The 13,847-nt window shown below is 76.1% G+C and carries 10 protein-coding genes; 5 read left to right on the forward strand and 5 right to left on the reverse strand.

Annotated features, from left to right (window positions below; translation table 11 throughout):
- Position 1: 1 nt before the first annotated feature.
- Positions 2-2,923 (reverse strand): winged helix-turn-helix domain-containing protein, encoded by a 2,922-nt coding sequence (locus tag GA0070214_RS26235; RefSeq protein ID WP_091269175.1) that lies wholly within the window; start codon positions 2,921-2,923, stop codon positions 2-4.
- A gap of 172 nt (positions 2,924-3,095) precedes the next feature.
- On the opposite strand from GA0070214_RS26235, the gene GA0070214_RS26240 reads away from it, so the two are divergent.
- The 4 genes from GA0070214_RS26240 to serS all read left to right on the forward strand — a co-directional run bounded on the left by GA0070214_RS26240 (position 3,096) and on the right by serS (position 7,601).
- Complete coding sequence (locus tag GA0070214_RS26240) at positions 3,096-3,500, forward strand: hypothetical protein (protein ID WP_377463642.1); 405 nt, start codon at positions 3,096-3,098, stop codon at positions 3,498-3,500.
- 53 nt (positions 3,501-3,553) lie between these two features.
- A complete protein-coding gene (locus GA0070214_RS26245) occupies positions 3,554-4,729 on the forward strand; it encodes a saccharopine dehydrogenase family protein (RefSeq protein WP_091269177.1) in 1,176 nt (391 codons plus the stop codon).
- A gap of 47 nt (positions 4,730-4,776) precedes the next feature.
- Entirely contained in the window at positions 4,777-5,850 is a 1,074-nt protein-coding gene (locus GA0070214_RS26250; protein ID WP_091269275.1) for a DNA polymerase III subunit beta family protein, read from the forward strand.
- 464 nt (positions 5,851-6,314) lie between these two features.
- Positions 6,315-7,601, forward strand: coding sequence for a serine--tRNA ligase (serS, locus tag GA0070214_RS26255; RefSeq protein ID WP_091269178.1), 1,287 nt, complete (start codon positions 6,315-6,317; stop codon positions 7,599-7,601).
- On the opposite strand, the gene GA0070214_RS26260 is transcribed toward serS, so the two are convergent.
- From GA0070214_RS26260 to GA0070214_RS26275, 4 genes are read right to left on the reverse strand one after another with little or no spacing between them, the layout of a single operon-like run.
- A complete protein-coding gene (locus GA0070214_RS26260) occupies positions 7,585-8,463 on the reverse strand; it encodes a cytochrome c biogenesis CcdA family protein (protein WP_091269179.1) in 879 nt (292 codons plus the stop codon). The two genes, serS and GA0070214_RS26260, sit on opposite strands and share 17 nt — an antisense overlap.
- A complete protein-coding gene (locus tag GA0070214_RS26265; protein ID WP_091269180.1) occupies positions 8,460-9,035 on the reverse strand; it encodes a redoxin domain-containing protein in 576 nt (191 codons plus the stop codon). Before GA0070214_RS26265 ends, GA0070214_RS26260 begins: the two co-directional genes overlap by 4 nt.
- A 21-nt stretch (positions 9,036-9,056) precedes the next feature.
- Positions 9,057-10,523, reverse strand: a complete 1,467-nt coding sequence (locus GA0070214_RS26270) for an NADH-quinone oxidoreductase subunit NuoF family protein (protein ID WP_091269181.1) — start codon at positions 10,521-10,523, stop codon at positions 9,057-9,059.
- Complete coding sequence (locus tag GA0070214_RS26275; protein WP_244167857.1) at positions 10,520-12,124, reverse strand: hypothetical protein; 1,605 nt, start codon at positions 12,122-12,124, stop codon at positions 10,520-10,522. The genes GA0070214_RS26270 and GA0070214_RS26275 overlap by 4 nt, the downstream gene beginning before the upstream one ends.
- Before the next feature lie 252 nt (positions 12,125-12,376).
- Between GA0070214_RS26275 and GA0070214_RS26280 the strand changes: the two genes are divergently transcribed.
- Positions 12,377-13,822, forward strand: a complete 1,446-nt coding sequence (locus GA0070214_RS26280; RefSeq protein ID WP_091269182.1) for an alpha-amylase — start codon at positions 12,377-12,379, stop codon at positions 13,820-13,822.
- Positions 13,823-13,847: the final 25 nt, after the last annotated feature.

Consider the following 13,847-nt stretch of genomic DNA (forward strand, 5'->3'; position numbering starts at 1 on the left):
GTCAGATGAGCCGCAGCTCGCGCGCCCGCCGGACGGCCTCCCGCCGGCGGGTCGCGTCGAGCTTCCGGTAGATGTTGCGCACGTGCGTCTTCACCGTGTTGACCGACAGTGACAGCTCACCGGCGATCTCCACGTTGGACAGGATGCTCTGCAGGTAGCGCAGGATGGTCAGCTCCCGCTCGGTGAGCGGCTCGTCCAGGGTCCGCTCGGTGCCGGCCGGCCGCTCCGGCGACTCGTCGGCCCGCCGTTCGTCCGCCCCGCGGACCAGGTCGCTCACCGTCGCCCAGTGCGCGGTGCCGGCGTCGAGGTGCCCGGCGAGCAGGTCGCGGACGGCCGGCTCGGCGCGGGTGAAGACCCGCCGGTAGCCCTCCGGCTCGGCCAGGTCGAGCACCTGCTCCAGGATCCGCCCGGCCCGGCGGTCGTCGCCGGCCGCGCCGGTGAGCACCGCGTCGAGCAGCCCGGCGGCGAGCCGCACGGGCAGCGGCCAGGCATCGGCGGCCGGGCCGGTCCAGTCGGGCAGCCCCCGGCCGGCGGCGCGGGCGTCGCCGGCCGCCAGCCGCACCCGCGCCAGGGCCACGTCGAGGGCGGCCTGCCCACCGTCACGTGCCCCGTCCGGCTCCCGGGCGGCCGGCCCGGCGTCGGTCGCCGGCCGGGTCACCGGCCCCGCGCCGACGACCGTCGCAGCCTCGGTCGTGCCGGCTCCCGCCTCGGTGAGCAGGGCACGCGCGCCGTCCAGGTCTCCGACGGCGGCGCGCAGCTGGGCCTCGTCGGCGACCAGCCAGGCGCGCAGCTCGGGGCCGGGCGCGGTCTCCCGGGCCGCCGTGAGGGCACGCAGGGCCGCGGCCGGTTCGCCGCCGGCCGCCAGCAGGCCGGCCCGGCAGAGCGCGGCCAGCGCCTCCCCGCCCGGCTCCGTGGTCGCCGGACCGGCCAGGGTGAGGTTGGCGGCGGCCTCCGCCGGCTCGTCGCGGTCCCAGGCCACCAGGGCCAGCGCGAGGTACGCGTACCCGCAGTCCAGCCGCGAGGACCAGCCCTCGCAGGGCGGCAGGGCCAGCGCCTCCCGGGCGGTGCGTTCGGCCGACCGCAGCGCGCCGTGCGCCGCGTCCAGCAGCGCCGACCGGCTGGCGCAGACCAGCTCGGTACGCGGTCGGCCCGCCCTCCGGGCCGCCGCCAGCGCGCCGGCAAAGTGCCCGGCTGCCTCGGGCAGCTTCCCCTCGGCCAGCGCCACCAGCCCCAGCGCGGTGCCGGCGACCGCCCGCACGTCGGCCTCCTCCGCCACCCCGGCCCGCGGGTCGTCCCCGGGACCGGCCGGGGTGGCGGTCGCCAGCAACCGCCCGGCGGTCCGGCGTACCTCGTCGTGGTCCCCGGCGAGCCGGGCCAGGGTCAGCTCCAGCGCGGTGGCCAGCCGCCGGAACCGGTCCCGACGGGGGGCCGGCAGGTCGCGGGCGTGCTCGACAGCCGTCCGCAACCGTTCCCCGGCCGCCTCGACGTCCCCGGCGTACGCCCGCTCGGCCGCACCGGCCAGCGCCAGCTCGGGATCGCGGCGCACCGCCTCGACCGGCGGCTCGGGCGGGGCCGGGGCGGCGGGCCGGTCCCGCCCGTACGGCGCCAGGTCGGGCCAGCGGGCGATCAGCAGCTCGGTGGCCGCGTCCCACTCGCCCGCGGACAGGGCGTGCCGCAGCGCCTCGGCCGGCCGGTCGTGACCCGCGTACCAGCCGGCGGCGCGCCGGTGCAGGTCCCGCAGCTCGTCGGCGGGGAGCCGGTCCAGCTCGTCGCGCAGCAGGTCGGCCAGGAGCGGGTGGCACCGGTACCAGGGTGGGCTACCGCCGTCCTGCTGCACGAAGCCGCCCTTCCGGGCCAGGTCGGCCAGCACCTGGCCGGCGTCGGGCCGACCGGTCACCGCGTCGGCCAGGTCGGCGCAGACGGCGGCGGCCACCGCGCTGCGGCGCAGCACGTCCCGGGCGGCCGGGTCCAGCGGCGCGAGCACCTCGTCGCGCAGGTAGCCGGCGACGTCCGGCCGGTCGCCGGCGAACCCGTCGACCGCACGGGCCGGGTCGGCCTGGGCGCGCAGAGCCAGCGCGGCGAAGCGCAGGCCGGCCGGCCAACCCCCGGTCCGGTCGGCCAGCCGGGGCACCGCCGCGGCCGGCAGCGGTACGCCGTGCGCGACCAGCAGGTCGGCCACCTCGTCGGGGGTGAACGCCAGCTCGCCGGGACCCACCTCGGTCAGCTCGCCGGCCAGCCGCCACCGGTGCAGGGCCAGCGGCGGATCGGTCCGCGCGGCCGCCACCAGCCGCAGCCGCCCCTCGGAGTGCCGGAGCAGGAACTCCAGCCCGGTCAGCGCGGCCGGGTCGGTCACCCGGTGCAGGTCGTCCAGGACCAGCAGCACCGGGCGCTCCCGGGCGGCCAGCGCCGCGGCGAGCAGCTCCAGCTGGTCCGGCCGGGGCGGGCCGTCCGGCACCGGCGGCCGGGGTCCCTCGTCCGGCACTCCCTCGGCGGCCGCCCGCAGCGCCGCCGCCAGGTAGGCCCAGAGCCGCTCGCCGGTGTCGCCCTCCTCGACGGTCACCCAGGCCGGCGGGGGCTCGGCCGGTACGGCCCGGGCCCAACCGGCGAGCAGCGTGGTCTTGCCCCAGCCGGCCGGCGCGAGGACCAGGGTGACCGGCCCGGCGGCGCCCTCGTCGAGCCGGTCCAGCAACCGGGGCCGGACCAGCACCGGCTCGGGCAGCGCGGCCGGCGCCAGCCGGGACGCCAGCAGCGGCGCGCCGACCACACCGAGGCCGCCCGCCGAACCGCCCCCGCCGGGCACCCCGCCGGCCCCCACCGCACCGGCGCCACCCGGGACGAGCGGCGGCGGGTCGGCGACGTCCGTCGCCCCGGTGAATTCGGTCGGTGTCGCGGCGACCTTGACGCGGTCAGCCTCCTCCGGCATGCGGCCCCTCCCCCGGTCGGTGCGGGCTGCGGTTACCCCGCCCGGGCCGGTTCACCCCTTCGGGGCGAAGCCCGCTCACCCGACCCGGCCGCACCGTGGAGGCACGCGGGCGGCCGGCCGCACGGCGCCGGCCGCCCGGGACCCGGGACGACGGGAGGGGCCGGTGGGACGGCTGCGACGGCTGACCGGCGGCGGACTCGCCGTCGCGGTGGCGGGCGCCCTCGTACACCGGCACCGGCGCCGGCCGGCCACGGCCGCGACCGACCCCCGGCGCTGGCAGGTCGTGACGGTGGCCGGCCGGCCCGAGGAGGTGCTTCCGCGCGGGCGCCGGCCGGAACCACTGCGCCGGCTCGGCGGCGGGGTCGAGCTGTCCGCCCGCCCCGCACCCGGTGGGCGGGGCACCGAGCTGGCGGCCCGCCTGCCGGCCGGCGGGGCGGCGCTGCCGGGGCTGGCCGCCCACCTGGTCGGCGACGATCCCGGCCGGTTCCTGCGGCAGGTGCTGCGGGAGACGAAACAGCTCGTCGAGACCGGCGAGGTGCTGCGGGCGGACCGCTCCCGGCTGGACCGGCCCGGCTGAGTCGGCCCTCCTCGCCGCGTGATCCGGCCGGCCCCGGGTGGCACACTCGGCGGATGCGCGACGACCGCCCGTACGATCTCGTCCTCTTCGGCGCCACCGGGTTCACCGGCGGCCTGACCGCCGAGTACCTGGCCCGGCACGCCCCCGACGGGCTGCGCTGGGCGCTGGCCGGTCGCAACCCCGGCAAGCTGGCCGGGGTGCGCGAGCGGCTGGCCGCCATCGAGCCGGGCCTGGCCGAGCTGCCGCTGCTCACCGCCGACGTGACCGACCCGGCGTCGCTGCGGGCCGTGGCGGAGAGCGCCCGGGTGGTCGCCAGCACCGTCGGCCCGTACGTCCACCACGGCGAGCCGCTGGTCGCGGCCTGTGCCGCCGCCGGCACCGACTACCTCGACATCACCGGCGAGCCGGAGTTCGTCGACCTCATGTACGTGCGGCACCACGCCGAGGCGGTGCGCACCGGGGCGCGGCTGGTGCACGCCTGCGGCTTCGACTCGATCCCGCACGACCTGGGCGCCTGGTACACCGTCAAGCACCTGCCCACCGACGGGCCGGTCACCGTGGACGGTTACGTCCGGGCCGGCGGGCGGTTCTCCGCCGGGACGTACCACTCGGCGCTGACCGCGTTCTCCCGCACAGGGGAGATGAGCCGGGCGGCGAAGGCGCGGAAGGCGGTCGAGCCGCGGCCGGAGGGCCGCCGGGTCCGGGCGGTGCCCGGCCGGGTCGGCCGGGTCCGGGAGTTCGGGCAGTGGGCGGTGCCGCTGCCCACCATCGACCCGCAGGTGGTCCGCCGGTCGGCGGCGGCCCGCCCGGAGTACGGCCCGGACTTCCGCTACCGCCACTTCGCGGCGGTGAAGCGGCTGCCCACCGTGCTGGCCGCCGGGGTGGGCCTGGCCGGGGTGGTCGGCCTCGTGAAGCTGCCGCCGACGCGGCGCTGGCTGCTCGGCCGGCTCTCCTCCGGGCAGGGGCCGAGCGCCGAGCAGCGGGCGAAGTCGTGGTTCCGGGTCCGGTTCGTCGGCACCGCCGGTGGCCGGACGGTCCGCGCCGAGGTGGCCGGCGGCGACCCCGGTTACGACGAGACCGCCAAGATGCTCGCCGAGTCGGCGCTCTGCCTGGCCCTCGACGACCTGCCTCCGACCGCCGGGCAGGTGACCCCGGTGACCGCCATGGGCGACGCCCTGCTCGACCGGCTGGTCCGGGCCGGGATCACGTTCCGGGTGCTGGGCGCTTGACCCTCGACCGGGTCGAGGGCCCAGGATCCGGCGTCGTGGAGAGCGAACTGCGCAGCATCGGCGAGCTGGCCCGGGCCAGCGGGCTGACGGTGAGCGCGCTGCGGTTCTACGACCGGTCCGGCGTGCTGGTGCCGGCGCTGGTGGACCCGGCCACCGGCTACCGCTGGTACACCGACGACCAGGTGGCCCCGGCCCGCCTCGTCGCCGGGCTGCGCCGGGTCGGCATGCCGCTGGCCGGGATCGCCGAGGCGCTGCGGCACCGGCACCGGCCGGCCGTGGTGCACCGGCTGCTGGACGCGCACCTGCGCCGCCTGGAGGACGGCCTCGCCGACGCCCGCCGCGAGCTCTCCCGGATCCGTACCCTGATCGATCCGGAGGAGACCCCCGTGAGCACCACCCGACTCGTGCTGTCCCGCACCGACCTGGCCGCCGCCGTGGACTCCGTCCGGTTCGCCGTCGGCAGCGATCCGGAGCTTCCGGTGCTCTCCGCCGTGCTGCTGGAGGTCGAGCCGGACGGCGTCCGGCTGGTCGCCACCGACCGGCACCGGCTGGCCGTGGCCCGGGTCGCCGGGAAGGTCGACGGCCCGCCCGTCCGCGCGCTGCTGCCGGTGGACGCGGTCGACGAGCTGCGCGTCCTGCTCGACACCGGCGCCGGGATCACCCCGGAGGCGCACCTCACGGTGGGCCCGGACCGGGTGGCGGTCGCGGTCGCCGGCCGGCCGGTGACCGCCGCGGCGCTCCCGTACGACTTCCCGGACTACCGGCGGCTGCTGCACGGGCAGGTCGGCGGGGTGCCCACCCACCGGATCCCGGTGGACGTGCCGGCGCTGCGGCGGGCGCTCACCGCCGAGGCCGCTCCGGTGCTGCTCCGCGAGTACGCGGGGGTCGACCGCGAGGTGGTCGTGCTCGGCGTGGACGACCGGGGCGGGCTGTGCGTGCTCGGGCCGGACGCGCCGGACGGCCTGCGGGTGGGGGTGAACCGGGAGTACCTGCTCGACGCCCTGGACGCCGGCGGCCGGGGCCAGCTCGTGCTGGAGCTGGACGGGCCGATCGCCCCGCTGGCCGTGCGCCGCCCCGACGACGAGGACGTCTTCTCCATCCTCATGCCGGTGCGCCTCTGACCGGACCGACCGTGGCGGGCGCAGGACGGCCCGCCCCGCGAGCCCACGCCCGCTGTCACCCTGCGTCATCCCGGTGCCCACCCCCACCCCACCCTCACCGCGCCTTTGCTCTGCAGCCATCCGCGCAGCAGGCACGGACCGCAACCGATGCGCCCATGGCTGCAGAGCAAAGGCGGTCGTGGGTGGGGGCGGGGTTGGCGGGGTGTTCGAGCGAACAGGCAGCTCAGCGGCCTGTGGCCGGGCGGGACAGCGGCGTCGACCGGCACCGGAGGCCGGCGTCCGTCACCGACCGTCACATCTGATCGCCGGCGGCGATGCCGTCACCCACGGTGACTGTCGAGGGCGAGCCGGCGTCGACGCCCGATCGGACGGCGGCCTGCGCGGGCCGGGGCGGGCGGAACGGGCCGCGACGGTAGCATCTGTGGGTCCCACCTGACTGCCTGGACGGAGGCGTACGGAGCAGCATGCTCGACATGGAGTTGATCCGGAAGGATCGCGAGGCGGTGGCGACCGCGCTGGCGAAGCGTCTGGATCCCGCCGAGGTCAACCGGGCGCTGGACGAGATCCAGCGGCTCGACCAGGAACGCCGCGCCCTCATCACGGAGATCGACGCCGAGCGGCAGCGCCGCAAGGCCGAGGCGCGCGCGTACGCGGAGGCGAAGCGGTCCGGCGCCACGCCGGAGCCGGTCGCGCCGGAGGCCGAGCGCAAGCAGCTCGCTGAGCTGGAGTCCCAGCTGGACGAGGTGCAGTCCCGGCTGCGCACCACCATGAGCGAGCTGCCCAACCTGCCCGCCGACGACGTGGTCGCCGGTGGCAAGGAGGCCAACCGGGTCGTGCGCACCTTCGGCGAGCCGCCGGCCGTCGAGAAGGTCCGGGACCACGTGGAGCTGAGCCGGGCGCTCGGCCTGGTCGACCACGAGCGCGGGGTGAAGCTCGGCGGCTCCGGCTTCTGGATGTACACGGGCCTCGGCGCCCGGCTGGAGTGGGCGCTGGTCAACTGGCTCATCGAGCAGAACATCCAGGCCGGCTACGAGTTCCTGCTCCCGCCGCACCTGCTGCTGGACAGCGCCGGCTTCGCGGCCGGCCAGTTCCCGAAGTTCTACGACGACGTCTACCACCTGGACAAGCAGTCCGCCCCGCGCGGCCAGTTCCTGCTGCCCACCGCGGAGACGGCGATCCTCGGCGCGTTCCAGGACGAGATCCTGGAGACCGCGAAGCTGCCGCTGAAGGCGTTCGCCTACACCCCGTGCTACCGGCGCGAGGCGGCCGGCTCGCACTCGGACGAGCGTGGCACCGTGCGCGGCCACCAGTTCAACAAGGTGGAGATCTTCCAGTTCACCCTGCCGGAGCAGGCGGGCGCCGCGCTGGAGGCCATGGTCGGCCACGTCGAGGGCCTGGTCGAGAAGCTGGGCCTGCACTTCCAGACCAGCCTGCTCGCCGCGGGCGACTCCAGCGCCGCCATGAAGAAGACCCTCGACGTCGAGGTCTGGATGCCGAGCACCGGCAAGTACAAGGAGGTGTCGTCGGTCTCCTGGGGCGGCGACTACCAGGCCCGCCGGGCGGCCATCCGCTACCGCGAGCCGGGCGGCAAGCAGACCCGGTTCGTGCACACCCTCAACGGGTCGGCGCTGGCCACCAGCCGCCTCTTCCCGGCCATCCTGGAGCAGTTCCAGCAGCCCGACGGCTCGGTCGTCGTGCCCGAGGTGCTCCGCGACAAGCTCGGCACCGACCGGCTCACCCCGGTCCGCTGACCGCCTGACGCGCGGCGGGGGTCGGCTCGTCCGGCCCCCGCCGTCGCCGTCGGCGCACGCCGGCCGCCAGCAGCAGCACCAGGACGGCCGCCAGCAGCGCCGGACCGGCCGTGTCGACCGCGTGGACGAGCGCCTGCTGCACGCGGGCGGCGGCGCGCACGACCGGGTCGCCGAAGGCGTCGTGACGGCCCCGGGCGAGGCGCACCTCGTACCAGCCGTACCAGGCGACGTAGCCGCCCGCGACCAGCAGCACCAGGCCGCTGAGGCGGGGCACCCACGCGCCGGCGCCGCGCAGCCGGGCCACCAGCCGGCCGCGCACCAACGCCACGCCGAGCGCGGCCACCCCGACCACCAGACCCATTCCGAGCGCGTACGCGCCGAAGAGCGCCAGCCCGCGTAGCGTCGAGCCGGCCCGCAGGCTGGTCACCACGATCGCCAGGAACGGCGCGATGGAGCAGGTCAGCGAGGTGAGCGCGTACGCCGCCCCGAACAGGACCATGCCCGGCCAGGTGCCGGTGAGCCGGGGCGCCCGGGCGAACGGGCGCGGGGCGGGCAGCCGCCGGCCGGCGAGCAGCCAGCAGCCGGCCAGCGCCAGCAGCACGCCGAGGGTCACGGTGAGCCAGGGCAGCCGGGGGCGCAGCCAGTCGGCCAGCGGCGCGACGGCCAGCCCGAAGGCGCCGAAGACCAGCGCGTACCCGAGCGTCAGCCCGGCCGTGGCGGTGAGCGCGCGGCCGACCGCGCCGCGGCCCTCGGCGGGGCCGGCGACCAGCAGCGACAGGTACGCGGGCAGCATGGCGAAGCCGCACGGGTTGACCGCGGCGAGCATGCCCGCGGTCAGCGCGAGCAGCAGCCCGCCGGTCATCCCCGGGCCAGCGCGTCGACCTGCCGGGTCAGCGACTCCCCGTCCAGGAAGCCCTGGTGGACCACCCGGCCGTCGCGGTCGACGACCACGAAGGTGCTCTGCTCGACCACCTCGAACCGCCGCCACAGCACGCCGGAGCGGTCGTCGAGCTGCGGGGTGCCGGCCAGCTCGAACTCGCTGACGAACTCCTTCATGGCCTTCTGCTCGCCCAGCCCGGCCACGCCGACGATCGGCACGGTGTCCCGGTATTTCGGGGCGATCTCGGCGACCGTCCACGCCTGGCTGGCGCAGGTGGCGCACCAGGGCGCCCAGAACCAGAGCACCACCGGCTTCCCGGCCAGGGCGGCGGCGCTGAACGCCGTACCGTCCAGGGTCTTCGCCGTGAACGACAGCGTCTCCGGCACCCGGGCCGGGACCACCGGGGCGGCCGGCGACGCGGAGGCGGACGGGGCGGGGGCCACCGCGCCGACCGGGGTGGCCCGCTCCGGCCCGACCGCGCAGGACACCGCGCCGGGCAGCGTGGCGGCCAGCACGGCGGCGGCGAGCAGGCGGCGGGCGGTACGTGGGCGCATCCGCGTCTCCTCCGGGTTGGGCTACTCGGCCTTGACCAGCCGGAGCGCGAGTTCGGGACAGACCTTGACCGCCTTGAGCGCGCCCTCCCGCAGCCAGGTCGGCACCGGGGTGGCGGGGAAGGCGGGGTAACCGTTGCCATCGAGCCGGATGAAGTCCGGGACCACGTGGGCGCAGAGGCCGTGCCCGTCGCAGCGGGACCAGTCGAGGGTGAGCTTGCGCGGGTTGGCGTCGGGCGCGCCCGGCAGGCCCATGACGCCCTTGACCCGCTTGCCGCAGCCCTCGCCGGTGGCGTGCAGCCGCAGATCCTCGGCGAACACCTCCATGGCGGACAGCGCGAACCGGGCGGTGCCGTCGGGGTGGCTGCACGCGCCGCGCCCCTTCACGTCGCCGGCCGCCGCGCGAACCACCTCGATGGGGGCGCTGCCGGAGACCGCCAGGTCGACGGCGCGGGCCAGGTCGGGCAGGCCCATCTTGCACGGGCCGCACTGCCCGGCGGACTCGCCGGCCAGGTAGCGGACCACCTGGGCGGCCTCGCCGAGCGGGCAGGTGTCCCGGGCCAGCGGGACGATGATGCCGGCGCCGAGCGTCCCGCCCACCGCGACCAGCCCCTTGCGGGAGACCTCGGCCCGGTCGGCCGCCTCCGGAGTTATCCACTTGCCGTGGTAGCCGCCCATCAGGATGCCCGGCCCCTCGGGCACCTCGCAGAGCTCCAGGATCTCCCGCAGCGGGGTGCCGGCCGCGCACTCGACCACGGCGGGCCGCTTGGCCGCACCGGTGACGGTGAGCAGCACGGTGCCCGGCTCGTCATCGGTGCCGAGCGCCGCGTACTCGTACGGGCCGATCCGGGCGGCGACCGCGAGCTGGGCGTACGTCTCGGCGTTGGAGAGCAGGGTGGGCAGCCCGCCCACCCCCGAGTCGCTGGAGCGCTTCTTCGTGCCGGGCGGGATGTGCGGCAGCCCGTTGATCCCGTTGACCAGGGCGCCGCCCTCGCCGGAGATGAACCGGTGCGGCACGGTGACGATGGTGGTCGGCACCGGCATCCGGCGCTCCTGCAACGCCTCGGTGAGCGACGGCCGGCCGACTTCGTCGTCGGCCACCCCGATCACGATCTCCTCGGCGTCCAGCGCGTACGCGGCCAGCGCGGCACCGTCCAGGATGAGGTGCGGGGCCCGGGTGAGCAGCACCTTGTCCTTCCAGCTCGCCGGCTCCCCCTCGCTGGCGTTGACCACCACCACGGCGGCGAGGTCCTGCCGTTCGCAGGACTCCAGCACGGCGCGCAGCTTGCGGGCGAACGGGAAGCCGGCCCCGCCCTTGCCCTTGAGGTCGATCGCCTCGGCGAGCCGAAGCAGGGCGGCCGGCTCCATCGGCCCGATCGGGCCGTGCACCTCCTCGTGTGCCAGCAGGTCGAGCCGGCCGAACTCGGCGAAGCCGGCGGTGAGCCGGGGCTCGCCGACGCAGGCCACCGGCGGCACGGTCGTCCGCATCACTTGGCCTCACCCCGCAGCCCGGCCCAGTACGCGCCGTCCACGGCGTCGGCGTTGGCCCGCTTGCGCCGGCTCGACCGGCTCTCGCCGGAGGCCCGCATGGCCCGCCGGGAGGCAAGGTCGACAAGGGTCGGGGTGTCGTCGATGAAGGCGTCGTCGGGGGCGTAGCGGGCCGGCGGGCGCCAGTAGTCCGGCTCCTCCGGCAGGTCCTCCTCGGCGCTGTGCCGGCCGCTGCCGCTGCGCGGCGCCGAGGAGATCGGGCTGCCCGAGATCGGACCGGCCGAGATCGGCTCGCCGGAGACCGGCCGGCTCTCCCAGCGGCTGGGGCTGTCCCACGGCTCCTCCGGCTCGTCGCTCCGGCGGGGCGGGGCCGAGTAGCGGGCGACCTCCGCCGGAGTGGAGTAGCGGGTGCCGGTGTCCGGCGGGGCCGAGTGCCGGCCCTCGCTCTCCGGCGGGGCCGAGTAGCCGGCGTCGGCGTCCACGCGGGAGCGGCGCGTGGGCCGCTCCTCCTCGTCCCGGTAACGGCGGCCGGTCCGCTCGTCGTCGCGGCGCCGGGCGGCCGGCGCGGGCTCCGCGCCCCGCCGCCGGGCCGGGGAGACCGGCGCCTCGGCGCGCCGCCGGCTGGCCGTCGCGCGGACCGGCTCGCGCAGCGTTCCGGGCTCCGGCACCACGGGTACGGCGAAGCGCTCGGGATCGCGCCGCCGGGCGGTGCCGGCCGGTGCCGTCCAGGTGGCGGTGGCCTCGGCCCAGCGACCCTCGCGGCCCCGGCTGTCCTCCTTGCCGGCGGCCCGGCGCCGGGTCAGGCCGGCGAGCAGGCCGGTGCGCTCCTCCCCCTTGCCGGCCATCGCCTGGTTCAGCGCGGCGGCCTGGTGCTGCTCCCGGCTGCGCTTGCCGAGGTGGACGGAGAGGCGGACCAGCAGCGCCACCACGACGAGCAGCACGCAGGCCAGGTAGCTCAGCACCACCCAGGTCTTCGCGGCGCGGCCCGCGTTCAGCCCGTGGACCAGCGCGAACGGCCAGGAGACGTACGCCATGGAGTGCAGCGCCCGCCACATCCACCGCGGACCGACGCCGGCGAACCGGACCCGGACGATGCCGGTCCAGAGCACGCCGACCATCAGCAGCGCGGCCACGGTGCCCAGCCCGACGTAGAGGCCCCGGCCGGCGACGAACGGCACCAGCGCGTCGGTGGGCCCGGCCCGGCCGATGGCGACCTTGGTGAGCACGTGGCAGACCAGCCCGGCCACGCCGAGGATGCCGGTGGCCCGGTGCGCCGACTGGAGCAGCACCCGGTGCCGGATGAGCAGCACCAGCCGGTCGGTGGCGAGCAGGCCCAGCATGACGGTGAGGCTGAGCGAGACCAGGGCGACCACCCCGGCGAAGAACTCGGTGAAGAAGAATCCGTACGTGTACATGACGGTGCCGGCGCCGGCCAGTTCGAGGCCGGCCCACGCGACGGCGAGCGCGGACGCGGTGAGCGCCACCATCGCGGATCTCGACATCGTCCGGGCACCACGGCTGCTGGTGGTGGTCCGGACGGTCGTCGCCTTCTCGTTCTGCTGTGCCCGGGCCATCTGCTCCTCGATCGTCTCGCGGCGGCGCACCCACCGGCCGACCCTGCTCCCCCCTCCAGTACGGACGGACGGCACGGGCGGATCACCTCCGGTGGCGAATTTCTCGGCCGATCCGTCGAACCGTCCGGACCCGGGGCGCGTGTAGCGCCTGTCGAAACGACGTATGTCCATGCGTTGACATTTCTTGCAACACGCTTGTAACCTTGCCGAAAATTTCAGGCCTACTTGCAAGAACTCGGCACCTACGCCTCCCCCGCACCGCACACCCCCTCAGGAGTCCCGATGCATCGACGCCGATGCCGTGCGGCGGCCCTCGCCCTGGGCCTGGCCGCCGGCCTGCTCGTCCCGACCACCGTGGCGGCACCCCCGGTCGCCGCGGCCACCCCCGGCAGCAAGAAGGTCATCGTCCAACTCTTCGAGTGGAACTGGGCCTCGGTGGCCAGCGAGTGCACCGGCACGCTCGGCCCGAAGGGCTACGGCTACGTCCAGGTGTCCCCGCCGCAGGAGCACGTCCGGGGCAACCAGTGGTGGGTGGCCTACCAGCCGGTGAGCTACCGGATCGAGTCCCGCAAGGGCACCCGCGTCCAGTTCCAGTCGATGGTGAACACCTGCCACAACGCCGGCGTGAAGGTGATCGTCGACGCCGTGGTCAACCACATGTCCGGCCAGGACAACGGCGGCACCGGGTGGGCCGGCAGCACCTTCGGCCACTACGACTACCCGGGCACCTACTCCAGCCAGGACTTCCACTACTGCGGCCGCAACGGCAACAACGACATCGCCAACTACGGCGACCGGTACGAGGTGCAGAACTGCGAACTGGTCAACCTCGCCGACCTGAAGACCGAGTCGGACTATGTGCGCGGCCGGCTCGCCGCGTACCTCAACGACCTGCTCTCGCTGGGCGTCGACGGCTTCCGGCTGGACGCCAGCAAGCACATGCCGGCCGCCGACATCGCCAACATCCGGAGCCGCCTGTCCCGCTCGGCGTACCTGGTGCAGGAGGTCATCTACGGCGCCGGCGAGCCGATCCAGCCGACCGAGTACACCGGCAACGGCGACGTCCACGAGTTCCGCTACGGCAAGGACCTGGCCCGGATGTTCAACAGCGAGCGGCTGGCGTACCTGCGGAACTTCGGCGAGTCCTGGGGTTACCTGCCCGGCGGCTCGGCGGTGGTCTTCACCGACAACCACGACACCCAGCGCGACGGTGGCGTCCTGACCTACCGCGACCGCGGCGAGTACGCCCTCGCGAACGCCTTCATGCTCGCCTGGCCGTACGGCACGCCGGCGGTGATGTCGAGCTACACCTTCAGCAACAAGGACCAGGGCCCACCCTCGGACGCCAGCAACCGGACGTCGAACACCACCTGCTACTCCGGCTGGGAGTGCGAGCACCGCTGGCCGGTGATCGCCAACATGGTCGGCTTCGCCAACGCCACCCAGGGCGCCGGCGTCGCCAACTGGTACGACAACGGGTGGCAGCACATCGCGTTCAGCCGGGCCGGCAAGGGCTACCTCACCATCAACGACGAGGACTTCGCGATCAGCGGCCGCTCCTACTACACGGGCCTGCCGGCCGGCCGCTACTGCGACGTCATCCACGGCACCGTCAGCAACGGCTCGTGCAGCGGCCCGGTGATCACCGTGGACGCCAACGGATGGTTCCCCGCCACCGTCAACGCGCACGACGCGATCGCCATCCACATCGGCGCGAAGCTGCCCTGACCAGGGACGACACCGGCCCCCGGCG

Origin of the sequence: Micromonospora chaiyaphumensis, assembly GCF_900091435.1 — a bacterium.
GTDB lineage: Bacteria > Actinomycetota > Actinomycetes > Mycobacteriales > Micromonosporaceae > Micromonospora > Micromonospora chaiyaphumensis.